Annotated in this window: 7 protein-coding genes; all 7 read right to left on the reverse strand. The window is 56.3% G+C overall.

Annotation, left to right across the window (positions count from 1 at the left end):
* Positions 1 to 374: 374 nt before the first annotated feature.
* Complete coding sequence (locus ACXI0A_RS17775) at positions 375 to 1598, reverse strand: HlyD family type I secretion periplasmic adaptor subunit (RefSeq protein WP_476151007.1); 1224 nt, start codon at positions 1596 to 1598, stop codon at positions 375 to 377.
* Positions 1598 to 3781, reverse strand: a complete 2184-nt coding sequence (locus ACXI0A_RS17780) for a type I secretion system permease/ATPase (RefSeq protein WP_476147434.1) — start codon at positions 3779 to 3781, stop codon at positions 1598 to 1600. The genes ACXI0A_RS17775 and ACXI0A_RS17780 overlap by 1 nt, the downstream gene beginning before the upstream one ends.
* Entirely contained in the window at positions 3778 to 5139 is a 1362-nt protein-coding gene (locus ACXI0A_RS17785; protein WP_476147432.1) for a TolC family outer membrane protein, read from the reverse strand. The genes ACXI0A_RS17780 and ACXI0A_RS17785 overlap by 4 nt, the downstream gene beginning before the upstream one ends.
* Positions 5140 to 5308: 169 nt before the next feature.
* Positions 5309 to 23206, reverse strand: a complete 17898-nt coding sequence (locus ACXI0A_RS17790) for an Ig-like domain-containing protein (protein ID WP_476147430.1) — start codon at positions 23204 to 23206, stop codon at positions 5309 to 5311.
* A gap of 91 nt (positions 23207 to 23297) precedes the next feature.
* Entirely contained in the window at positions 23298 to 23477 is a 180-nt protein-coding gene (locus ACXI0A_RS17795; RefSeq protein WP_476147428.1) for a hypothetical protein, read from the reverse strand.
* Positions 23478 to 23515: 38 nt separating this feature from the next.
* A complete protein-coding gene (locus tag ACXI0A_RS17800; protein ID WP_476147426.1) occupies positions 23516 to 24211 on the reverse strand; it encodes an EAL domain-containing protein in 696 nt (231 codons plus the stop codon).
* A gap of 716 nt (positions 24212 to 24927) precedes the next feature.
* Entirely contained in the window at positions 24928 to 26907 is a 1980-nt protein-coding gene (gene speA / locus ACXI0A_RS17805; RefSeq protein WP_224933504.1) for a biosynthetic arginine decarboxylase, read from the reverse strand.
* Positions 26908 to 26925: the final 18 nt, after the last annotated feature.

The raw sequence follows: 26925 nt of genomic DNA on the forward strand, positions 1-26925 counted from the left end.
CATTGCTGGCATAAAACGCCTTAATTCATCTTGTTAGCCAACATTTAAATCAAATTCCCAACACTCATCACTAAATCGCACTAAAATTTTCTAAAAATGTCAAAAAGCTTCCAGTAATTACCATTGCAACCCTTCTGGTCAAAGAAAAGCGAGAAAACCTCCTGATAATTGCCTCTGTTAGCTGTATCCGTTCAGCAGTAAATTTGGCGAAAAGATAAACGCTGATACTGGATAAAAATGACCCCACTACGAAAAACCGCCCTCCGCCTGCCCCCACCAAAACATCAATTTCCTTTAAGTCACTAAACTCGCAGACACAAAAAAAGCCGCCGTTGACTCCTCAACGGCGGCTCTTAAACATCGAAGTATTGCGATTAACGTTCGCGCATCGCCTCTTTGGCTTTGTTAAACGGTTTCACCAGATAATCCATGATGGTTTTCTCGCCAGTCTTGATATCGACCGTAGAAACCATCCCCGGACTGATCGAGTAACGCTTACCAGCTTTGTTCTGCACATAGTCATTATCGGTGCGAATAAACACTCGGTAGTAGTAGATTTCCGGCTTCACCTCATCCTGTATGGTATCCGGTGAAATGCTTTCCACCACACCGTTCATGCCACCATAAATCGCGTAGTCATAAGCTGAGATCTTCACCACCGCACGCTGGCCCGGATGGATAAAGGCGATATCACGCGGTGACAGGCGCGCCTCAATCAGCAGACGGTCGTTGAGTGGCACGATGTTCATCAGTTCGCCGTTGGGGGGAATCACCCCTCCGACGGTAGAGACTTTGATGTTTTTCACGATGCCGTTCATCGGTGAACGAATGGTCAGGCGCGTCACCGTATCTTCGCGCCCTTTAATCACTTCGGCCAGGCTGTCGGCCTCGGCACTGGCTTTCGCCAGCTCCTCACGCGCCTGCACATAGTATTGCGAGCGCATGTCAGTGAGTTTCAATTCCAGATCCGACTTATCACGCTGCAAACGCAGCACTTCGACGCTACTGGCGGCGCCAGTTTTGGCTAGCCGTTGAGTGATAGCCAACTCCTGGTTGGCCAACGCCAGCGACTCTTTGAACTGTTTAGTCGAGTCATTGAGCTGGGCGCGTTTGGTTTTATACAACCGTGTCTCGGAGGCAATCAGATCGGGATAGGCTTTGAGTTCATCCGGGAACGTGAGGGGATCATCGTTAACCTCGGCTCTCAGGCGCGATGCCGCCGCCAGTGCCGCACGATAGCGCGCCGCACTTTCGCCAACGCTGGATTGCGAGCGCGTGGCATCAAGACGTGCCACCACCTGCCCCGCCTTCACCCGATCGCCTTCGTGCACATAGAGTTCGGTGAGGATCCCGCCCTCTAAGGATTGCAGCACCTGGTCACGAGAACTTGGGATTACTTTGCCCGTGCCGGTTGAGACTTCATCCAGTACGCCAAACCAGGCCCACACCAGCGATATCAGAATCAGCGCGGCGCTGATGGTGATCAGACGTACCGCACCGGTGTAATGGGTCTCAGATTTCAGTTCCCCCAACAGATCGTCAGAGGAATCGACTTCCGCCGCCGTGACCAACCGCAGTTTACCGGGAAGTTGCTTCATCATGGGTGCACCTCCGGTGAATTACCGCCCGCACGTGGTGCCGGCAGCGCATTCTCTTTCGGGCTGTCCATCACCAGTTGCCCATCCTTCAGCACAAGGACGCGATCCACCAGCGCGAGGATCGCCGCACGGTGAGTCGCCACGATCAGCGTGCGGCCATTCAGCCACGCGCCCAGACGTTCGATAAACTCTTTCTCGGTATGATCATCCAGCGCTGCCGTAGGCTCATCCAGCAGGATAATATTGGGATCGCGCAACAGCATGCGCGCCAGCAGCACTGACTGGCGCTGGCCGCCCGATAATCCCACCCCGCCTTCCATCACCGGATGATCGAGTCCCAGCGGCAGACGACGGATGAAATCCGCCCCGCCACTGACCGTCAGCGCACCGAAGATGGCATCGTCAGTCGCATGGGCCGCGCCCATGGTGAGGTTTTCACGCAGCGTGCCGTGGAACAGGCGCGCGTTTTGCGTCATCAAACCGACGTTGCGACGTACATCCGAGACATCAATATGCGGCAGGCTGAGGTTATCCAGACGCAGTTCGCCGCCCACCAGATCCATGCCGCCGATCATCGCCTGCAGCAAGGTGGATTTACCGGAACCGTTACGGCCCAGCACGGCAATGCGTTCACCGGGTTTGATGGTCAGGCTTTTAATGCGCAGCGCGACGGTGAGGGAATCGGTGTAGTAGCGGAACATCGCATCATTGAATTGATAATGGCCAAACAGCACCGGACAGTGGATACGCGTCTCGTCTTTGCTGTTCTCCACCGGCAGGTTCATCAACGCATCCAGACTGCCTTTGGCGGCTTTCACCTGCTGCCAGCGAGCCAGCACACCGCACAGCGTCGCCATCGGCGCAATCATGCGTGAGGAGAGCAGCGAAGCCGCAACAATCGCACCAGTAGTGATATCACCGTTGATCACCATCGGCGCACCGACCACGATCACGCTGGCGTATACCAATCCCTGAACCGTCACACCCCAGCTGATCAGTGAATGCATCACTTTGCGCATCTCGACACCGGATTGCGCGGTAATTCGAATGTAGCTGTTCCACTGCTGCAGGAAGCGATCTTCCGCCTGCATCAGCTTGATGTCCTCCAGCCCTTGCACGCTCTCCACCAGCACCGCATTACGCAGCGTCGATTCTTTCAGGTTTTGCTGTGCCAGTTTTGCCAGCTTCTTCTGACTGAGAATGCCAGGCAGCACCATCAGGATCACCGCGATCGGCGCGATCCACGCCAGCTGTGGCGCAATAATCGCCATCACCAGCATAAACAGCAGGAAGAACGGCATATCGACGATGGCGGAGACGGTGGTGGAAGTCACCATTTCGCGGATCGATTCCAGCTCGCGCAGCTGCGAGATAAAGGTACCGGTGGAACGCGGCACCGCACTATTACGCAGGCGCAGCGCATGCCCAAACACACGATCTGAGACGCGCATATCAGCACGTTTACCGAGCAGATCGGTAACGTGATCGCGCCCGACACGCAGGATGTAGGTGAACACCACCGAGATAATGACCCCGATATAGAGCACATACAGCGTCGGGTAGGATTGCGCCGGGATCACGCGGTCATACACCTGCATCGAGAAGATGATCCCAACCATCGCCATCAGGTTGATCAGGAACGATCCCAGCATCACATGGCTATAAGGCCGCAGATCGTGCAGCACCAAACGGCGCAGCCAATCGGGCTTAACCGTGGCCAGATAGCGATCGACGCGGCTGTCTTTGGCGGCAGTCACCGGGCGCAGTGCGGCGGCAAAACTGATCTCCGGCAGCAGCGTTTCCAGTGCAACGGGCGCAGGTTGCTCATCCCCCGAGAAATGCACGCGCACTTCATCTTCACCATCGAAGCTGGTGATGACACCCACCTGCCCGTCGGCCAGCTCGACCGCCAGCGGCAAACGCCAGCTGGTGATTTCCCATTTGTTCTCTTCATACAGCTGGAGCGAGAGCCCCGCCTGACGAGCCAGATGGCGCAGCGCTTTGTCGCGCGTCTGTTTACCCTGCCATTCGGCGGCGGCCATGATCATGCCCGGTGAACAGGGCAAACGATAATGGGTCGCGATCTGAATGATCGCCGTCGCCCATCCATTTAACGGTACGTTGCCGTCTGCACCACTGCCGGTATCACCATTCGGGGCATCGGGAATTTGTAATTGGGTCATGGCTGGATCTCCACATTCTGGATCCGCTGATTATTCAAAGCGAACGCCGATCGGATATGCCCGGTGCTGTATAAGCAGTCGAGTTGCAACGATCGTAATTGGCTGATGGTTTGTTGCAGAGTGAAGCGCGTCTGGAACACTTCCTGCTCGGCGTTAAGCACGTCCAGCAGCGGACGGGTGCCGAGCTGCAGATACTGATCCTGATAGAGCTGTTGGGTTTTCTCGCCCAGCGTCTGTTGCCGCCCCATGATCGCCAGACTCTGCGACAAGCTGAGTGCTGCACTTTGCGATTCACTGAGTTGCTGACGGGCTTTCAAACGCGCCGAATTGACGGCCGCGTTGGCAGCCTGCAAGGCGTTGGCGGCGGCGTCACGCGCGGCGGTGATCCCGCCTCCCTGATAGATCGGCATCTGGACATTGACGAAAGCCTGATACTGGGTGCGATCGAGGGTCTCACTGCCGGAATAATGATTATTGAGATAGTGCGTTACCTGCGGCTCAAGCGAGATGGTCGGCAGGTTCTGCGCGTTAGCGTTATCCAGCTTCGCCTGCGCCTGGCTCGCCTGCGCCCATGCCGACAGCACCGATGGATTGAGCTTGTCATCCGCTTTTCCCACCGCGCAGGAGCGCGTCAGGTTCACCGGGAAATCATCATTCACATTTTTAACCAGCGGCCAACCGAGATAGGTCGCCAGCGTAGCGCGCCAGCGATCGAGGTTGGCTTGATACTGAATAAGTGTGGTGCGCGCGCCTTCAATACGCGCATCGGTTTGCGTGGCATCGGAGAGCGAAGCCGCGCCTTCATCATTACGCTGGCGTGCCAGATCGCCAATTTTGCTCAGCGCATCGAGCTGCTGCTGAGCAATTTTGACCAGTTGCTGATACCCCTGCACTTCCACCAGCGCGGAGGCCGTGTCATGTGCCACCGTATCAATGCTCACCAGCACGTTGGCTTGTTCCATCGCCACGCCGGCTTCAGCGGATCGTACAGAGCTACTGACTTTGCCAAAGTCATACAACATCTGCGAAACCGATAACACGAACGATGGACTGAAGCCCTTTTCGGTATAGGCATTGCTATAGCCGTTGTTCATCCCGCCACTGATCTGCGGATAGTATTTGGCTTTCGCTACATCCACCTGATCGGCCTGTTCCAGCATTTTTCCGACCGCCTGCGCGATATCTGGATGCCACTGAATGGCGCGTTGAACGGCCTGATTAATGGTGAGTGAGTTCGGGACGTGGGCCAATGCGGGTTCGGCCACTTCGCCGGTTAATGAGGGCAGATCCTGCTGCTGTTGCGCCAGGCCTGCGGAGGTGATTCGGCTGGCCGAGGTGAGCGCATCACTGGCAGCCATAAGTTGAGAACAATGAAATAAAGCGATGCCCGCACAGAAGACGCTGAGCTTAGAATAACGGCGAGTTGGAGCGCCTGATTGCATCAAATCCATCGATAATCCACCAGTCAGTAACAAAGAAAGGGGCACATCCCTGTGCCCATACTGCTTCCCTGCTTGATTTACACCGTTAAGCCGTGGTGTTTTGGTGCGGTTGCTGCAGCAGTTCCTCCAGTGAAACGTTGACGCCTTCCAGCGTAATCAACTGGGTACTGCTGTAACCCGTTCCGGTGCCATCACGGTCAATGGAAAGTACGGTGCTGCCATCTGAAGTATGATCCACTTTCACGAAATCATTAATATTACTTGTGGAATCATTCCAGCCAATTAGCAAGTTACTGATGTCAACTTTGTCGCCTTGCGCAACATTAAAGTCGGTCCAGGTATCGTGACCGTTCCCTCCCGTTGAATCTGCACTCGCCAACAGGTGATACACCAGGGTGTCTGCACCGGTACCGGTGGTGATGGTGTCGTTGTACGCACCGCCGGTAATGGTGTCAGCCCCTGCCGTACCAGTGATGGTCGGATGCAGGTCGATGGTGAAGGAGTGCGTGGTGATGGTGCCATCGGTCGCGGCCAGCGTATAACTGAACACCTCTTTGTGCAGAATGCTCTGTCCATCCACATTCGCATTCAGGTTGTAGGTGTAGCTACCGTTGGCGGCAATACTCAGCACACCGTAGTCACCGGCAATCGACGTCGTGCCCACGCTGTGAACCGTTGTGACATCACCGTGTTCATTAGTGATACTCAAGGTTCCGGTGTGCGTCGTTGAGTCACCGTAGATACTGCCGCTGGCATCGTGATCACCGGTTGAGGTGGTTTCCGCCAGCAGACTGTTCACGGTAAGCGACGTCGCCGCACCGTTATGCAACGTGACCGTCAGGGATGCAGAAGTCACCGCACCACTGGAATCCCTCACCGAGTAAGTGAAGGTGTCCGTGGTTGGCAAGGTACCGGCATCCAGTCCCGCCTTCAGCACGTAGGTGTAGTTACCGTGCGAATCGATGGTCAGAGTACCGTAAGTGGTATTGATCACCGTGTTACCCGTCGCGGCAACTGCACTGCCCGACACCGTGGTGACCGCAGTACCGGTTGGTACCGTACCCGCCACTGAACTGGTGTCGTTTGTCAGCAGATTGCCCGTTACCGTTGAGGAAACCGTCACTGCATCCAGCGTGGTATCCGTCACCGTGGTGATGGTGGTGCTTGGCAGCAGAGCAATACCGCCACTCGAACCAATCACCACCGCATAGTTACCCGCGCCGAGTCCGCTATAGGTGACGTTGGCACCGGTCTGTGTACCGATCGACAGTAATGTTGTCGCCAGATAGTTCGATGTCACACTCTTCAGTGTCCATGTACCATCTGTGTTCTGCTGATAGAGGTACAGCGAGTAACTCGATATCAGCGCAATACCACCGACCGAACCGTGCAGGGTCACTGTACGGGTATCACCACTGCCCACGTTGAAGGTATAAGCGTTACCGTTAGACAGAACGCCGACGCCCAGCAATGTGCCAAGGTTCACCGTGGCCAGAGCCGCATGTGAGACGCTGGTGGTGCCGTTATTCACCGTTTGTGTGGTCGTGCTGTAGTCCACCTCATTGGTATCGTTCGTGGCCACAATACGAATCACCCCGGTCAACGCTGCGGACGGTGAGACGTTGCCCGCACGGTCAGTCTGGATGACCGACAGTGAAGCGCCCGTAGTCTGCGCGGTACTCAAGGTCACCGACCAGGTTCCCGCAGCGCCCACGGTCGTGGTACCCAGCGAGTTACCGTTGGCATCACGCACCGTCACCGTATCGCCCACTTCACCATTACCGGTTACGGTAGTACCCGCCGAGTTAATCGCCAGGTTGGTTACCGCCACCGGAGCCACGTTATCGATGTTCACCGTGGCTGTGGCGTTGCCGGTACTGATGTTACCCGCCGCATCCGTGACGGTAGTGGTCAATGGATGCGCGCCGTTCGCCAGCACCGCAGTGGTATAGGTCCAGGCACCGGTACTGCCTACGGTGAGCGAGCCGAGAACGGTCGCACCATCATAGATAGTGACAATCGCACCCACTTCCGCCGTACCACTCAAGGTTGGCGTGGTGTCTTTGGTGTAAGCGCCATTGGCCAGCGTCACCGGCGTGGTGCCGGTATCGTCGGTAATGGTCAGCGTACTCGCCGTTGGTGCCACGGTGTCCACACGCAGCGTGGTCGAAGCCGTTGGGCTGGTGTTACCTGCCGCATCGGTCTGCGATACGTTGATGGTGTGAGTACCGTTGCTCAACGTGGTGGAGATAAAGCTCCAGGTGCCGTTACTGCCCACTGTGGTCGTGCCGAGCAGCGTAGTGCCATCGTAAATATTGACGCGTGCACCGACTTCACCGTTACCGGTCAGGAGTGGCGTGCTGTCATTGGTGGCACCGTTGTTCGGAATCGTTACCGCCGTACTGCCGTTGTTGTTAGCCGCAACCAGACTGGTCACTGCCGCTGGTGCCACGCTATCGACAATCACTGTGGCTGACGTGGTGCCGCTGACGTTGCCCGCTGGATCCGTCACGGTGACGTTGATCGGGTGGCTACCCTGCGTCAATACCGCCGTGGTGTAGGTCCAGTTGCCACCACTGCCCACGGTGAGGGTGCCGAGCAGTGTGCTGCCATCGTAGATGGACACTTTGCTGCCCACTTCCGCTGTGCCACTCAGGGTTGGCGTGGTGTCATTGGTGTAACCGCCGTTCGCCACAGGGGTGTTGGTGATGTCGTTGGTAATCACCAGAGTTGATGCCGCTGGTGCCACGGTATCCACGGTAATGGACACGGTAGCGGAAGCCGCACTGGTGTTACCCGCTGCATCGGTCACGGTGACACTCAGTGGATGCGTGCCGTTGCTCAGCGTGGCAGTGGTGAAGGTCCATGCACCGGTAGTACCGGCGGTCACAGAACCCAGCACCGTCGTGCCGTCATAGATGGTAACAATGGCATTCGCTTCTGCGGTACCGCTCAGGGTCGGTGTCGCATCGTCGGTCACTGCGCCATTGGCCAATGGTCCCTGACTCGCGCCGACATCGTCGGTGATCACCAGGTTGGTCACGGCATTTGGTGCCACGGTGTCGATTGTCATCACTGTCGATGCATTCGGGCTGATGTTGCCCGCCGCATCTGTCTGGGTGACATTCAACGTGTGGCTGCCGTTGCTCAGTGTGGTGGAGATGAAGCTCCAGGTGCCGTTGCTGGCGACCGTGGTGGTACCCAGCAGGTTTGCACCGTCATAGATACTGACCTTAGCCCCGACCTCACCCGTACCGCTCAACAGCGGCGTGCTGTCGTTGGTGACCCCGTTGTTCGGGATAGTCACCGCCGTGCTGCCGTTGTTGTTGGCCGCCACCAGAGTCACCGCTGCCGGAGGCGTGGTGTCGATAACCACCGTGGCGTTGGTTCTACCGCTGACGTTACCGGCCGCATCCGTCACCGAGACGCTGATCGGGTGTGAGCCCTGCGTCAGTACCGAGGTGGTGAAGGTCCAAACTCCCGAACTGTTGGCGATAGCAGTGCCCAGCGTCGTTGTACCGTCATAGATGGTCACACGACTGCCCGCTTCCGCCGTACCGCTCAGCGTTGGCGTGGTGTCATTGGTGGAACCACCACTGGCGACCACGGTGTTGGTGACATCGTTGGTGATTACCAGCGTTGAGGTATTTGGCGCCACGGTATCCACGGTGATAGTGACCGGCGTTGAAGATGGGCTAACGTTACCCGCCGCATCTTTCACCGTCACGCTCAGTGGGTGGCTACCATTACTCAATACCGGGCTGACGAAGCTCCACGCGCCGGTGCCGCTGGCGGTAGTGGAACCCAGTACGGTCGTGCCGTCATACACCGTGACAATCGCGTTCGCCTCAGCCGTACCGGTGAGGGTTGGCGTGTTGTCGTTGGTGGAACCGCCGGTTGGCACCGCTGTGCTGGTGACATCGTTGGTGACCACCAGGTTGGTGACGGTGTTAGGCACCACCGTATCCACGGTAAAGTTGGTGGTAGCGACAGGACTGACGTTACCCGCCGCATCGGTCGCGGTCGCCGTGATGGTGTGCGCGCCCTCAGTCAGGGTAGTAGAGGTCCAACTCCACGCGCCCGTACTGCTGGCCGTCACAGAACCGATCTGCACACCGCCGTCGAAGATTTTAACGACGCTGTTCGCTTCTGCCGTGCCGCTGAACGCTGGCGTGTTGTCGTTGGTGCTGGTCCCTGCGCCAATCGCTACTGCAGTACTGCCGTTGTTATTGGCCGCCGCCAGAGTGATAGTCGGAATTACGGTATCGACGTTCACCGTCGCACTGGTGGTTGCGCTGATGTTACCTGCCGCATCCGTCGACGTGACGCTGATCGGGTGTGAACCCTGGCTCAGAACCGCAGTGGTATAGGTCCAGTTACCAGAAGCGCCGACAGTGATGGAGGTCAGCAGCGTGCTGCCATCGTAAATCCTGACGATGCTGCCAATCTCAGCCGATCCACTCAGGGTTGGCGTGCTGTCGTTAGTCGATCCACCGTTTGGCACCGTGGTATTGGTGTTGTCGTTGGTGATCACCAGCGTCGAAGCGTTAGGCGCTACGGTATCGACAATCACGGAGACCGTGGTCGAAGCCGGGCTAACGTTACCTGCCGCATCTTTCACTGTGACACTCAGCGGGTGCGTACCGTTGCTTAATGCCGGACTGACGAAGCTCCATGCACCGGTGCCGTTGGCAGTAGTGGAACCCAATACCGTTGTGCCGTCATACACCGTGACAACCGCATTCGCTTCAGCCGTACCGGTAAGGGTTGGCGTGTTGTCATTGGTTGAACCACCGTTTGGCACTGCGGTATTGGTGACATCGTTGGTGACCACCAGGTTGGTCACCGCAATTGGTGCAGCGGTGTCCACGTTGAAGGTGATTGACGCATTCGGGCTGATGTTGCCCGCCGCATCGGTCGCCGTCACGTTGATGGTATGGCTACCGTCAGCCAGCGTAGTGGATGTCAGACTCCAGGCACCGTTGCTACCCGCGATAACAGAACCGAGCAGGGTTCCGCCATCGTAGACTCTCACCACGCTACCCGCTTCCGCCGTGCCGCTGATGGCTGGCGTGTTGTCGTTGGTGCTGCTGCCTGCGAGAATCGCCACCGGCGTGCTGCCGTTGTTGTTCGCCGCTGCCAGGCTCGCTACCGCCGCCGGAGGCGTGGTGTCGATCACGACGACTGAAGATGTGGTACCACTGACGTTACCTGCCGCATCGGTCACCGTGACGTTCAGCGTGTGGGAGCCTGTGGTTAACGCCGTTGAAGTGAAGGTCCATGCCCCGGTGCCGCTGGCAATCGCCGTGCCCAGCAAGTTAGTACCATCGTAAATTGAGACGCGACCGTTGGCTTCCGCCACACCGCTCAGCGTTGGTGTGGTGTCGTTGGACGCGCCACCGTTTGGTATTACCGCAGTGGAGATATCGTTGGTGACCACCAGTGATGTGGTCGCCGGTGCCACGGTATCCACCACCACCGTGAAGTTGGTGGCGGTACTGGTGTTACCGGCCGCATCACGGACGGTGACACTCAGTGGATGCGATCCTTCACTCAGTGCTGCGGTGGTGAAGGTCCAGCTGCCACCGGTTCCGACGACGACCGAGCCAAGCACGGTCGTCCCCTCAGAGATCACCACAATGTTGCCCACGGTCGCCGTACCACTCAGGGTTGGCGTGTTGTCATCGGTAGATGCACCACTCGTCAACGGACCCTGTGAGGAACCCACGTTGTCGTTCACCACCAGACCAGTAACCGGGTTCGGCGCGCCAGTCACCACAGTAAAGGTAATCGATGCATTCGGGCTGATGTTGCCCGCCGCATCGGTCGCCGTCACGTTGATGGTGTGGCTACCGTCCGTCAGCTGTGTTGAGGTGTAACTCCATGCGCCAGTGCTGCTAGCGGTGACGGAGCCGAGCAAGTTGCTGCCGTCATAGATTTTGACGACGCTGCCCGCTTCTGCCGTACCGCTCAATGCTGGCGTGTTGTCGTTGGTACTGCTACCTGCGGCAATTGCCACCGGCGTACTGCCGTTGTTGTTGGCGGCAGCGAGGCCGGCCACAGCCAGCGGTGGTGTGGTATCGACCACCAGGGTTGACGACGTGGTCCCGCTGATATTACCTGCAGCATCCGTGACGGTGACATTGAGGGTATGTGAGCCCTGAGTCAGCGTTGTAGAGGTAAAGGTCCATGCTCCGGTTCCACTGGCAATTACCGAACCCAGCAGCGTCGTCCCATCGTAAACCGTGACGATGCCATTCGCTTCTGCTGTACCCGTCAGGGTTGGGGTGCTGTCGTTGGTCGCGCCATTGTTTGGCACCACCGCATTGCCGTTGGCGTCATTGGTGACCACCAGCGTAGTGGCGTTAGGTGCAATGCTATCTACGGTGAAGTTCACAGTAGAAGAACGCGGTCCAACGTTACCCGCCGCATCCGTTACCGTGACGCTCAAAGTATGTGCGCCCTGACTCAGAGTAGGCGATGTGAAGCTCCACGCGCCGGTGCCGCTGGCGATCGCTGTGCCGATGACGGTGTTGCCATCATAGATGGTGACAATGCCGTTATTTTCCGTCGTACCCGTGAGCAGCGGTGTGCTGTCGTTGGTGATGCCGTTATTGGCAATGGCAACCGGTGCGCCGCTATTGTTGTTGGCCGCCGCCAGGTCGGTCACGGCTACTGGTGCCAGTGTATCGACTCTGATGTTGAACGTGTCGGATTCGGTACCCGCAATATTGGTGACGTAAATAGCATGAGCACCATCAGCCAGCGTTGGTGTAATAAAGCTCCACTGTCCATTCGCGCCAACGGTTACGCTGCCCAAAACTGTACCGCTACCGTCATGAATGGTAATCACATCATTGGCAGTCGCTGAACCGGTCAACACCAGCGTGTTGTCTTTGGTATTCGCACCATCTGCCAGCGTAACAGGCATACTGCCACTATCATCAGTGATAACCAGTGTACCGCTGGCCGTTGGTAAGCCGGCTTCGATGTTCAACGCGAAGGCCGGGGTGCTGGCTGCGCTGATGTTGCCAGCCTGATCCGTCACCGTGAAGGTGAAGCTATGGTTACCGTTAGACAGTCCTTCCGGTGGCGTGAAGGTCCATGCCCCATTTATTGCCGATGCCGTTGCAGTGCCAAGCAGCGTCGTACCATCGTAGATTGATACCGTGCTATTAGCTTCAACTGTTCCGCTAAAGGTTGGCGTATTGTCATCTGTGGTATCACCGGTATTTAGCGTGCCGACAACGCCCACATCGTCAGTCACCACCAACGTACTCGTATTCACCGTTGCCGGTGTAGAGGTATCAATGGTGATTTCGATAGGCGTGGTTGCTGGCCCGGTGGTTCCTGCGGCGTTGGTCACTGACACCGCGTAAGTGTGCGGGCCATCTGCCTCAACGGCGGTTTCATATCGCCAGACACCGTTACTTGCCACCGTAGTGGTCGCAACCTGCACGCCATCAATGATGATATTGATAGTGGTGCCTGCCACACCGGTTCCGCGCAACACAGGCGTGTTATCGTTGGAGAAGCCATCATTCGCCACCAGTACCGGCGTGGTATTGGCGTTGTTGTAAATCGCGAACGTCAGGACTTCCGCCGGCGTGGTGTTATCCACGGTCAACGAGACCGACGATTCCGCACTCACGTTACCCGCCGCATCCGTTACCGTCACATTGAGCGTGTGAGTCGCGTTCGACAGCGCGCTAGTGGTAATGCTCCAGCTGCCGTCTGTACCTGCCGTGGTAGAACCTACCAGCGTGGTGCCGTCATAAACACGGACGATAGCATTCGCCTCTGCCGTGCCGCTGATTGCCGGAGTGTTGTCGCTGGTAGTTCCGCCACTTGGAATGGTGGTTTCTGGCGCTCCATTGTTGTTCTGCAACAGCAGTTCGCCCGCCGGCTGCGGCGGTGTGCCATCAATGAGCACAATGGTGGCAACGGAGGTACTGACGTTACCGACTTCATCAGTCACGGTGACAGTCAGAGTATGTGAACCGTCAGTCAGCGTTGGCGAAGTAAAGGTCCAGGTGCCGACGTCGGTCGCGGTGGTTGAGCCGATCACCGTGGTGCCATCGTAAATGGTCACCAGACTGTTCGCCTCGGCGCTACCACTCAATGAAGGCGTGTTGTCATTGGTTAATCCATTGTTGGCCACGACCGTAGATGTGATGTCGTTGGTCACCACCAGCGTTGGTGTTGCTGGCGGAGTGGCGTCTACGGTGAAGTCAACGGTGTTTGCGGCCTGGCTGGTGTTACCTGCCGCATCCGTTGCCGTCACACGCAGCGTATAAGCACCGTCATCCAGCGCTGGCACACTAAAGCTCCACTGGCCATTAATGCCCACTGCCGTACTGCCCAACTCGTTAGTACCATCAAAGATCCGGATGATGCTACCCGCTTCACCGCTACCGCTCAGGAACGGCGTGCTGTCGTTGGTAGTGCTTCCACTGGTAATTGCTACTGGCGTAGTACCGTCGTCATTGCTGGCCGTAATCGCACTCGGTGCCGCAGGCGGTGTGGCATCAATCACCGCACTAATGGTGCTGGTACCGCTCACGTTTCCTGCAGTATCCGAGGCAGTTACGCTGAAGGTATGAGAGCCATCCGCAAGCGCCGTTGGTGGTGTAAAGCTCCATGTGCCCCCCGTAATAACGGTTGTGGATCCCAATATCCCACTGGCATCGGAGATAGTGATAATGCTGCCCACCTCACCGTTACCGCTCAGTACTGGTGTGTTGTCGTTGGTCAGGCCGCCGTTTGGAATGTTAATCGCACCATCAATGTTGTTGGTCAGCACCAAGTTGGTGACCGATGGCGGAGCCACGGTATCAATGGTGACGGTCACAACGTCGCTGATCGCGCTGGTATTGCCGGCCGCATCCTGCACCACCACGCTCAGATTATGGGTGCCATCTGTCAGAGTTGGTGAGTAACTCCAGTCACCACTGCCATCCGCGATAACCGTACCGAGAACGGTATTTCCATCAGAGATAATAATGGTGCTGTTGGCTTCCGCCGTACCGCGCAGTACTGGTGTACTGTCATTGGTGGTGCTGCCGCTCGTGACAGGCACTTCTGTGCCGCTGTTGTTATTGGCGAGCGTCAGGCCTTCCGCTGCATCCGGTACTTCACTGTCTACCGTGAAGGTCAGAGTTGGGGAATTGGCACTAGTATTACCTGCCGCATCCGTCACCGTGACACTCAGATTGTGTTCACCCTGATCCAGCGTAGCGGTGGTGAAACTCCAGTTACCACTGCTGCCTACCAGCACCGAGCCGATTTCGCCAGCACCGTCATAAATTCTGACGATACTGCCCGCTTCGGCACTGCCGGTCAGTTGTGGCGTAGTGTCGTTGGTAAAGCCATCAGCGACAATAGGCACCAGCGTGCTGCCTTCGTTGTTGTTGACGGTCACGCCTTGCGCCACATCAGGGATTTCAGTATCAACATTGACCGTGAACACGTTAGAGGCCGGGCTAACGTTGCCTGCTGTATCAGTGACCGTAATGGTCAGTGTATGCGCACCATCATCCAGCGTCTCCGTCGTGAAACTCCACACGCCTTGCGCATTAGTGGTGACGCTACCAATTGCCGTGTTGCCATCATAAATGGTCACCAGGCTATTAGCCGTCGCGGTCCCGCTCAACACTGGCGTGTTGTCGTTGGTGTAACCGTTGTTTGCCACCGACTCCGTTGGCAAGGCATCGTTGTTGGTGACCACGAAGTCTGGCGTTGTCGGCACCGAGGTGTCCACCGTCACTGTCACCGCATTACCCGCAGCACTGACGTTGCCTGCGGCATCGGTAGCCGTGGCCGTCAGCGTGTGAGCGCCATCGGTCAGGGTTTGAGTAGTGAAGTTCCAGGTACCGCCAGTGCCCGCCTGAGTCGAACCGATCAGGGTTGAGCCATCATAAATTTTGATGATGCTGCCCGCTTCCGCCGTACCGCTCAGCGCTGGCGTGCTGTCGTTGGTTACACCCGTCAGCGTATTGCCGCTGTCATCCTTCGCCACCAAATCATTAATGGCGTTAGGCGCGATGGTATCCACGCTGAAAGTGATGCCCGCAGAAGGCGCACTGCTGTTGCCTGCGGTATCCGTTGCGGTAGCAGTCAGGGTGTGACTGCCCTGGCCCAACGCCGTCGTCGGCTCGAAGCGCCAGATGCCGTTGGTGCCGACAATCGCCGTACCCAGAATCGTACTGCCATCACGAATGGTCACGGTAGCGCCCACTTCGCCGGTTCCGCGAATAACAGGCGTTGAGTCATTGGTGGTGCTGCCCGCAGTGAACACCACGGCAGTACCGCCGTTGTTGTTGCTGAGGCTGGTCACCACCGGTGTCGCTGGTGGTGTGCTGTCCACGGTAAAGCCAATTGCCGCCGATGGCGCACTGACGTTGCCAGCGGCATCGGTAACGGTCGTGGTGATGCTGTGCGTCCCCTCACCCAATGCCAATGTAGGCGTGAAGGTCCAGGTGCCGCCGGTTCCTACTACCACAGTGCCCAGCACATTACTGCCATCCAGGATGGTGACCGTCGTGCCCACTTCCGCCGTACCGCTCAGGACTGGCGTGTTGTCATTGGTGACACTGCCAGCGGTGATTGGTACAGCCGTGCCGCTGGTGTCATTACTCAGCTGCACGGCACCTGCGGTATTTGGTGCCTGAGTATCGACGCTAAAAGTGATCGCCGTAGAAGGTGCACTGCTATTGCCTGCTGCATCCGTCACGGTTGCGGTGAGGCTGTGCGAACCCTGACTAAGCGCAGGTGAAGTGAAGCTCCATGTGCCACCATCAGCGACCTGCACACTGCCGAGCACGGTATCACCATCACGCACGGTGATGATGGCGCCCTCTTCTGCCGTACCGCTCAGTACTGGCGTGGTGTCATTGGTGGCACCATTGTTGGTGATCGGTATGTCGGTATTGCCATTGTTATTATTCAGCACCACCGCATTGGCAGACTCTGGTGCAACGGTATCCACGCTGAACTCAAACGCTGGCGATGCAGGACCGGCGTTGCCGGTTGCATCGGTGACGATGGTGGTCAGGCTGTGTGGGCCATCACCTAACGCCGTTGTCGGCGTGAAGCTCCAGTTACCATCACTGCCAACTATAGCTGTGCCTAATACGCTACCGTTATCACTCACGGTGACAATACTGCCCGCCTCTGCGGTGCCGCTGAGTACTGGCGTTGCGTCGTTAGTGGCACTGCCTGCGGTAATAGGCACCGCCACACCCGTTGAGTCATCGCTGAGCTGTAGGTTGCCGACTTCACCCGGAGAGGTGCTATCGACAATGACAATCACTTCAGAGGTTGGCGCACTGCTGTTGCCTGCCGGGTCAGTAACCACAGTGGTTAGACTGTGACTGCCTTCATCCAGCGGCGTTGTCGGTGTAAAGCTCCAGGTACCCCCGCTGCCTACCACCACGCTGCCAAGCACGATGGTGCCTTCAGATATGGTAACTGTACTGCCTACCTCAGCCGTTCCGCTCAGGGTTGGTGTAGTATCGCTGGTTGAACCGCCGGTGGCGATTGGTGTGCCATCGTCAGTGGTGAACTGCAGACCGCCCGCTGAGGCCGGAGCCTGAGTATCCACATTGACTACGATTGGCGTTGAAGCATCACTGACGTTACCAATTGGGCTGGTAACCGTGGTGGTCAGGCTGTGATTTCCCTGACTCAGCGCTGGCGTGGTGAAGCTCCAGGTGCCATCTCCACCGACCTGAACAGAGCCCAGTAAGGTGTCACCATCTCGCACGGTAACGATACTGCCAGCATCCGCCGTACCGGTTAATACCGGCGTGGTGTCATTAGTCGCACCATTGGTGATAGGCACTGGCGTACCGCTATTGTCATTACTCAGTACCAGATCGCCCGCTACCGCAGGTTGGGTGGTATCCACCGTCACGATAATTGGCGTAGTGGCCTGACCTACGTTTCCAGCCGGATCGGTCACCGTGGTGGTAAGTGAGTGCGGTCCTGAATCCAGCGGAGTGGTTGGGGTGAAGCTCCAGCTACCGTTGCTACCCACCGTTGCCGTGCCCAACTCAGTGCCGCCATCAAAGACGGTGACTGTGCTGCCCGGTTCTGCGTTACCGCTCAACACTGGCGTGGTGTCGTTCGTGGTGCCGCCCGCTGTGATTGGCACAGAGGTACCGCTAGTGTCGTTGCTCAGTTGCAGACCCGTAGCCATCGCCGGTGGTGTGGTATCTACGGTGATCACAATCGGCGTAGATGGACCACTGGTGTTACCGGCTGGACTGGTGGTAGTTGCGGTAATGCTGTGGTTGCCCTCACCCAATGGATCGGTTGGGGTGAAACTCCAGGTGCCGCCCGCGCCGACAACCACTGTGCCCAGCACTGTGCCGCCATCAGAGACGGTGATAGTGCTACCTGTCGCAGCGGAGCCGCTCAGAACTGGAGTGGCATCATTCGTTGCCGTGCCGGAGGTAATCGGCATAGAAGTGCCGCTCTCATCATTGCTTAGCGCCACATTACCCGGCGCAGTTGGGATAGTGGTATCCACTGTTACGGTAATTGGCGCAGTGGCATCACCAGTATTCCCCGCGTTATCCGTCACGGTGGTGGTCAGGCTGTGGCTGCCATCACCCAACGGGGCAGATGGGGTAAAGCTCCAGTTACCGTCGTTACCGACCGTCGTGGTACCAATGACGTTGCCATTGTCAGAGACCGTGACAGTGCTGCCAGGTTCTGCACGACCCGTTAATACCGGGGTGGTGTCATTGGTGGTGCCGCCAGTGATCGGTACTGCCGTGCCGCTGGAGTCATTGCTCAGTTGCACACCCGTTGCTGCTGCAGGTGGTGTGGTATCAACCGTCACGGTGACAGGTGAACTGGCCGGTCCGGTGTTGCCTGCCGGGTCAGTCACTGTGGTGGTCAGGCTATGGCTGCCATCACCCAGCGGCGTAGTTGGGGTATAGCTCCAGGTGCCATCGCTGCCGGTAGTGGTGGTGCCCAGTACCGTACCGCCATCAGAAACGGTCACCGTACTGCCTGGTTCGGCGGTGCCGTTCAGGGTTGGCGTGCTGTCGTTGGTGCTGTCGCCAGAGGCGATTGGTGTGCCGCCATCATTGCTAAGCTGGACGTTGCCCGCCGCGGCTGGAGGTTGCGTATCCACAGTCACGGTCACAGGCGTTGAAGCCGGGCCGGTGTTACCCGCCGGATCCGTCACTGTGGTCGTCAGGCTGTGGTTGCCATCACTCAGCGGTGGTGTGGTGTAAGTCCAGGTGCCATCGCCGCCGACTGTTGTCGTCCCGATGACGGTGGTGCCATCTGTAATGGTGACAGTACCACCAGGCTCACCGTTACCTTCCAGAGTCGGCGTTGTGGTGTTAGTGCTGCTGCCCGATGGAATCGGATCGCCATCTTCATTGGTCAGCCCAACGCCCGTTGGTGCCGCAGGTGCTACGGTATCAATGGTGACATTGATAGTTGGGGTATCGGTGATCACACCGGTGGTTGGATTGGTGGCGGTGGCATGGAATGCATAGGTGCCATCCGTTAACGCGGCTGGCGTAAAGTTCCACTGCCCGTTACTGCCCGCCGTGACGCTGCCAAGTACGGTGGTGCCGTTGTAGATGGTGATCAGATCACCCGCGCCAGCCAGACCACTCAGCACAGGCGTGCTGTCATGAGTACTGGAGTTATCCGTCAACTGCACGATAGTGCTGCCGCTGTCATCCGCTACCACAATGAGTTCATTGGTGGTCGGCACGCCTGCGTCAATATTCACGGTAAAGGCCGGTGATGCCGGGCTCACGTTACCTGCGGCATCGGTGACCGTAGTGGTGAGATTATGCTGGCCGTTGGTCAGTGGCGAAGCTGGCGTGAAGCTCCAGTTGCCATCCGTGCCCACCGATGCCGATCCCAGCAGCGTGGTGCCATCGTAAACCTTAACGATGCTGCCCACTTCTGCGGTGCCGCTCAGGGTTGGTGTGCTGTCATCGGTGGTCGCACCGGAAGTCAGCGCACCGGTGCTGGTGCCTGCATCATCAGTGACCACCAGGCCGCCGACCACCGCTGGAGCCGTGGTATCGACGGTGAATGTCACTGGTGTGGTAGCCGGGCTGCTGTTACCTGCCGCATCGGTGGCGGTAGCCGTCAGGCTGTGGCTACCATCACCCAGTGCAGGCGTGGTGAAGCTCCAGTTACCGGTGCTACCTACAGTCACAGTACCCAGTACGGTGTTGCCATCACGAATGGTCACCACACTACCCGCTTCGGCGCTGCCGCTCAGGACTGGCGTTGCATCATTGGTGAGGCTGCCATTGATAATAGGCACTGACGTGCTGCCTGCATCGTTATTGATCTGCAGGCCGCTCACCGCATCAGGTGCCACCGTATCCACGGTGATATTGATGGTGACCGTATCAGTGATGTTCCCTGCTGCGTCAGTGATAGTGCCATGAATCGCATGCGGGCCATCACTCAGGGTGCCCATTCTGAACGACCATTGTCCGTTTGCGCCGGCAGTAGTACTGCCAACAATTTGGTCACCGTCATACAACGTGATGATGTTGCCTGGGCTGGCTGAACCAATCAGCACTGGCGTAGGATCGTTGGTGCTGGATCCATCGACCAGTTGCTCAACGGTATTGCCGTTATCATCGATCACTTCCAGAGAATCACTGGCTGTAGGCAAATCTGCTTCGATATCAACAATAAACGGAGGGCTGGCAGGACCGACATTGCCTGCGGAATCTGTGGCGGTGATGGTGAAACTATGAGAGCCGTCGCTCAGAGCCGGAGTGGTAAAGGTCCATGTGCCATCAACGCCAACGGTGGTGTTACCCAGCAGTGTGGTGCCATCATAGATACTCAGCAGCGCATTCGGCTCACCGGTGCCGCTCAGCGTTGGTGTGTTATCGTCAGTGATCGCCCCTGAAGTCAGTGCACCCTGAGAATCACCCACGTTATCGGTGACCACGAGGCCACTCACTGCGGCAGGTGGCGTGGTGTCCACGGTCACAGCAATCGGAGAAGATGCCGGGCCCGTATTGCCCGCGGCATCGGTCACCGTGGTGGTCAGGCTGTGGTTGCCTTCACCGAGTGCCGGCGAGGTAAAGCTCCAGTTACCATCGCTGCCAACGGTTGCCGTACCCAACACATTGTCGCCATCACGCACAGTGACGGTGCTGCCAGGTTCAGCCGTGCCGCTCAGTACTGGGGTGTTATCACTGGTGGTGCCGCCTGCCGCGATTGGCGTAACGGTACTGCCGTTGTTATTGCTCAGCTGCAGATCGCCTGCCGCCGCTGGCGCAACGCTATCAATCGTAATATTGATGGTGACAGAGTTGGTTGGATTGCCGGTGCTGTCAGTGGCAACGGCATGGAAGGAGTAAGAACCATCCGCCAACGTAGAGGGAGTGAAGCTCCACTGACCGTCGGAACCTGCCGTGGTGCTGCCCAGCAAAGTGGTGCCGTTGTACAGCGTAATAATGTCCCCGGCTGCCGCCAGGCCACTCAGAACCGGTGTTTTATCATGCGTGCTTGAGCCATCAGGCAGAACTTTCAGCGTACTGCCGCTATCGTCGGTCACCTGCAGCGTACTGGTGGTTGGCGGCACACCCGCATTCACCGTCAAGCCAAAGCCGGTGGTTGCCGGACTAACGTTGCCTGCAGCATCCGTTACCGTCACGCTCAGCGTATGTGCACCATTACTCAGTGCTGGGGTGGTGAAGCTCCAGTTGCCCGCACTGTCTGCAGCCACACTGCCCAGCAGCGTGGTACCGTCATAAACCTTAACGATGCCATTGGCTTCAGCTTTACCGCTCAGGGTTGGCGTACTGTCGTCAGTGGTGGATCCGGCTGTCAACGGGCCGGTGACGGTGCCAACGTTATCGCTGACCACCAGATCGCTGGCACCCGCAGGGGCCTGTGTGTCCACGGTGAAGGTGATAGGATCAGAAGCCGCACTGATATTGCCGGCAGGATCAGTAACGGTGGTGGTCAGGCTATGACTTCCTTCGGACAGCGTTGGAGAAGTGAAACTCCAGCTGCCGTTACTGCCCACCGTCGCCGTACCCAGCACGGTATCACCATCACGAACGGTCACCGTGCTGCCTGGTTCCGCTGTTCCGCTGAGCACTGGGTGAGTGGTGTTAGTCGCACCGCCAGAGGCAATCGGCTGAACGGTGCCGTTATCGTTGTCACTGAGTTGTAAGCCAGACGCCGCATCCGGCACCACCGTATCAATGGTGATGACGATGGTTGGCGTTTGTGTCACGGTGCCATCGGTATCCGTGACGGAGGCGTGGAAGTTATAGGTGCCATCCGCCAGCGCAGCTGGCGTGAAGCTCCACTGTCCATCCGCGCCCGCCACCACACTGCCAATTTCTGTCGTGCCGTTGTACAAGGTGATGACTGCACCAGCAAAGGCAAGGCCGCTCAGGGTTGGCGTAGTGTCATGAGTGCTGGATCCGTTAGTCAGCTGAACCAGAGTGCTGCCGGAGTCGTCGGTAATTTCCAGTGAGGTGGTGGCTGGAGGCAGCCCAGCCTGCACATTAAAATCAAACGCATCTGAGACGGAACTGACGTTGCCGGCTGCATCGGTCTGCGTCACGGTCAGACTGTGCGCACCGTTGCTGAGGGCTGGCGTGGTGAAGCTCCAGGTACCATTGCTGCCGACCACCGCCGTGCCAATCAGGGTGTTGTTGTCATAAACACTGATCACCGCACCTACTTCACCATTTCCGCTCAGGGTTGGTGTGCTGTCATCAGTCGTTCCGCCGCTGGTCACCGGTGTGGCAGTGCCGTCAGCATCCCCGCTTAAGGCCAGCCCCGTGGCACTGGCCGGTGCTTGCGTATCCACGGTGAAGGTGATGGTTGTCGCCGGGCTGGTGTTACCTGCCGCATCGGTCGAGGTAATGCTTATGGTATGGCTACCCTGACCTAATACCGGGCTGGTGAAACTCCAGCTGCCGTTACTGCCCACGGTGACGCTGCCAAGAACGGTATCACCATCACGAATGGTAATAATACTTCCCACCTCTCCTCTGCCGCTTAGCAGTGGCGTGGTGTCATTGGTGGATCCACCATTGGAGATTGGCACCACCACTGAGCCAGCGTTGTTATCTACGGTCAAGTCGGTAACCGCTTCTGGCGCAGTAGTGTCAACGGTGAAAGTAATCGGATCGCTGGCTGCGCTGGTGTTTCCAGCTGCATCGGTCGCGGTGACGGTCAGGCTATGCGAACCGTCCGCCAGCGCTGGTGAGGTGAAGGACCATGTGCCATTGGCACCCACCACGGTGGAGCCCAGCAGCGTTGTGCCGTCATAAACGCGAATAATGGCCCCGACTTCGCCGTTGCCACTTAAGGTTGGTGTGTTGTCATCGGTGACTGCACCTGTGGTGATCGCGCCCTGATAGGGGCCGACGTTATCACTGACCACCAGGTTAGTGACTGCGGCTGGAGGTGTGGTATCCCCACCACCATTGTTACCACCGCCGTTATTGCCCCCACCGTTGTTGCCGCCGCCGTTATTCCCGCCGCCATTGTCGCCGCCGCCGGTATTTCCATCGCCGACCGCTGCATTACCGCCGCCACCGCCCGACGAACCAGCGAACATCGCACCCAAGCCCGCCAGTGCCGCACCACCGATACCGAAGGCTGCAATCGTGCCGTCATTGGTGGTGTTCTCGGCTAACAGCCCTTCGGTACTGTCGATATTGACGTACTGGAATCCATCAGTGCCCGGATCTTCGACCCACCACAGCGCACCTTTGTCGTCCTGCAGCACCAGATCACTGTCGCCTGCTGCGGTGTAAAAATTATGAATAACAACAACTTCACCAGACTTTGTGGTGACAACTAAATCATTACCATTGCGTGTGAAAGACTTAATATCTGATTGATTAAGGTGAAGTTTAACCACACTTGGCGCGGTTAAATTGACTTGTGAGCCGCTAACTTCAGAGGCGACGGTCCCACCTTTAGGAGTGATAGAGATATTATTCATGTTATCGAAATCCCGCGCAGTTATTAAATTCCATAAAAACGCCCGGCATCTTTAGATACCGGCTTCAATGGCGAATAATCCTGATGACTATTCACTTCTTCTCTTGGTCGATCTCATACAAACTCATGATGAAATCGCGCTGAGTCGTGTTAAGCCTCCATCCTGAAAACGGTCCGGGTTTATTTTTCAGCGCAACAAAGGGGGAAATGCCTTTAATTTCCATTGGGCGAGCACAAATCAAATTGAATGCAACGAACCCATTTTTAGACATTTTTTGCCCCCGATTGTAGTGGCCGAACCCGAACCAACTCAGGATTGCTTAATAAAATCATTTAGATAGACACTCTGCCAGTGATAGCCCTGCATACCATAGATCGCTTTATGCGCCAGCAAATCGAGGTGAGATTGGCTTTCAACACCTTCAACAATCACGCCGTTGCATAATTGGTTGAGGTGGCTAAGCAGCGTGTCAAAAATGTGACCGTCGCCAAATTGCCAAAAAAACTTCTTGTCAATCTTGACGATTTCAAATATTCCGCTATCGAGCATGGTCAGGTTGGAATAACCCGGACCAAAGTCATCAAGCCATAAAGGGGCGGGCGTCACTTTCGCGACGCCTTTTAATATCATCAGGTCTGCGCTGTTAAATCGCGCGGTAAAGAAGGCGGATATCTCTAAACGCAGCAACGTCAATTTCGCCAGTTTTTGTTGTATTTCATCATCTTCAAAAATACCGGCGACGATATCTCTATCCACATTTACACTGACTATCTGATCAAACCCTTGTTGGTATAGCTGAATAAGTTTTCCGATCTGGTGGAGGAATAACTGCCATTTCTCGTCAGCATGAAGCCGACTGAAGAACCCTTCATCCCTGCATGGGTTACGTTTATTATTAATATCTGCATCATCTGAGAATCGGGTTAACAATTCCCATGCAATCAACTCGCCGGCTTTACCGTGAACGGGTTCCAGCAAGAAAATGTATTCAGGTTGATTGCTCATTTCACGGTCCCTTCCGCAACTTACTGATACTCCTGAACTGTCAGGATTGCTCATGTGAGATGTAAGGGAAACATCGATAAAACTTAACACGTTAACTGAAGCCTAACGTACAGCTTACAGTTTGCAAAATAGATTTCAGTAAAGACCTAACCCCACTTTAATCGTTTAAATCTATCAATTTCCATAGTAAATTTATTTTACTTTCACAAAATAATCAGATAATTCCTAGAAAAATTTAAGTTAGTGCCAATCTTGACAGATTCAAAAACAATGAATCATTTGAATTTAATGGATAATTTTTTCTACATTTGTCTGATAAAGATAATTACATCGCAAAATTCATTTTTTTTGATCTGGAATGCATGATCCCAAAAGGCGTCAAAAAACATAGTTTCTTAAGGAGACTATTCAATCCTTAATGTTTAAATTTTCATTATGCATCGATAAGAAAACATAACAGATTGCCTGTCCAATCCTCACAAAATCAGTAACTAATGCAGGGATATTACGGCCTGAAGCACAGCGTATTTTTTGCTTTATGAATAAAAATGAAGGGGATAGAAAACACGTATTTTAGGCACGCGTTATAAATGGCTGGTTAACATTTATTGAGAGTGATCTTCATCACAATTCAAATAAAAAACGGGGAAATAAGAAAATAGAATGGCTGGTAAATAAAATGGGCCCTGATCAGGGCCCATTGGAAGCTTTAACGATTACTCATCTTCAAGATAGGTGTAACCGTACAAGCCGCTTTCAAACTCGGCAAGGAACTGCGCACGCAGCTCTTCATCGATGTCCTTTTGCTGAGTAACCTGATCGCGGAAGAGTGTCATTAAATCGTTTGGATTCAACTGCACGTACTCCAGCATATCCGCCACCGTATCGCCTTCATCTGACAACTGCACTTCTACGCTGCCGTCCGGGAAGGCGAATACATCAACCGCTTCGGTATCACCGAACAGGTTGTGCATATTGCCGAGGATCTCCTGGTAGGCACCGACCATAAAGAAGCCCAGCATCGGCGGGTTATCAATATCGTATTCAGGCATCGGCATGGTGGTGGCAATACCGTCACCATCCACGTAGTGATCGATGGTGCCATCAGAGTCACAGGTGATATCCAGCAGCACGGCGCGACGTTGTGGGATCTTGTTCAGGCCTTCCAGTGGTAATACCGGGAACAGCTGATCGATACCCCACGCATCCGGCATTGACTGGAACAGCGAGAAGTTGACGTAAATCTTATCCGCCATACGTTCCTGCAGTTCATCAATGATCGGGCGGTGCGCACGGTTGCTTGGGTCCAGATGCTGCTGGATGTAGTGACAGATGCTTAAATAGAGCTGCTCTGCCCAGGCACGCTGGCCAAGATCGTAAGTGCCCGATGAGTAGCCGGTATGGATATCGAACAAATCCATCTGGCTGTCGTGCAGCCATTCACGCAACGAACGACGAACGTTCGGCTCGTGCATCTCCTGCCAGGTATCCCACAGGCTCTGAATAGGACGCGGTGAATCGGCATCCGGCGCCACTGGCGTACTGAATTCATTGCGCTCAACACCAATGATGTTGGAGACCAGCACAGTATGGTGCGCCGTAACCGCACGACCGGATTCGGTGATGACGGTGGGATGCTCAAGACCGTTCTCTTCACAGGCATCGCCAATCGCCCAAATCACGTTGTTGGCGTATTCGTTCAGGCCGTAGTTTACCGAGCAGTCAGACTGCGAACGGGTGCCTTCATAGTCAACGCCCAAACCGCCACCAACATCGAAACATTTGATGTTCACGCCCAGTTTGGCCAGCTCAACGTAGAAGCGCGCCGACTCACGTACACCGGTGGCGATATCGCGAATGTTGGACATCTGCGAGCCGAGGTGGAAGTGCAGCAGTTGCAGGCTATCGAGACGACCGGCCTTGCGCATAATGTCCACCAGCTGCAGCACCTGGGATGCCGCCAGACCGAATTTGGACTTCTCGCCACCGCTCGACTGCCATTTGCCGGAGCCCTGCGACGCCAGACGCGCGCGGATACCCAAACGTGGGATCACGTTCAGGCGCTCCGCCTCTTCCAGTACCAAGCGCACTTCGGTCATCTTCTCGATCACCAGGTAAACCTTGTGACCCAGCTTCTCGCCAATCAGCGCCAGACGGATGTATTCACGGTCTTTATAGCCGTTACAGACGATCACCGAACGGGTTTTACCGGCGTGGGCGATCACCGCCATCAGCTCGGCTTTCGAACCGGCTTCCAGACCCAGCGGCTCACCAGAATTTACCAGGGATTCGATGACACGCTTATGCTGGTTAACCTTGATCGGGTAGACCAGGAAGTAGTCACCTTTATAGCCATAAGATTCACGCGCGCGTTTGAAGGCGGCGTTAATCGAACGCAGGCGATGCTGCAAAATCTGCGGGAAGCAGAACAGCGCAGGCAGACGTTGGCCATCCGCTTCACGCTCTTTCACCAGCTTCGCCAGGTCAACGCGCACTTCCGGCTGATCCGGATCCGGACACACACTGATGTGTCCCAGCTCGTTGACGTCGTAATAGTTATTACCCCACCAGGCAATGTTATAGGTACGCAGCATTCTGCTTGCTTCCTGATCGTTCATCGCCACCTCCTGCATGGAGCGGAGTACACCCTGTTCGCCAGCTGACGAACCCTTGATATTCTTCATGTCGTCAGACATCGCGAACCTCAATTTTCC

The sequence above is a fragment of the Pantoea sp. C1E2 genome (assembly GCF_056491465.1).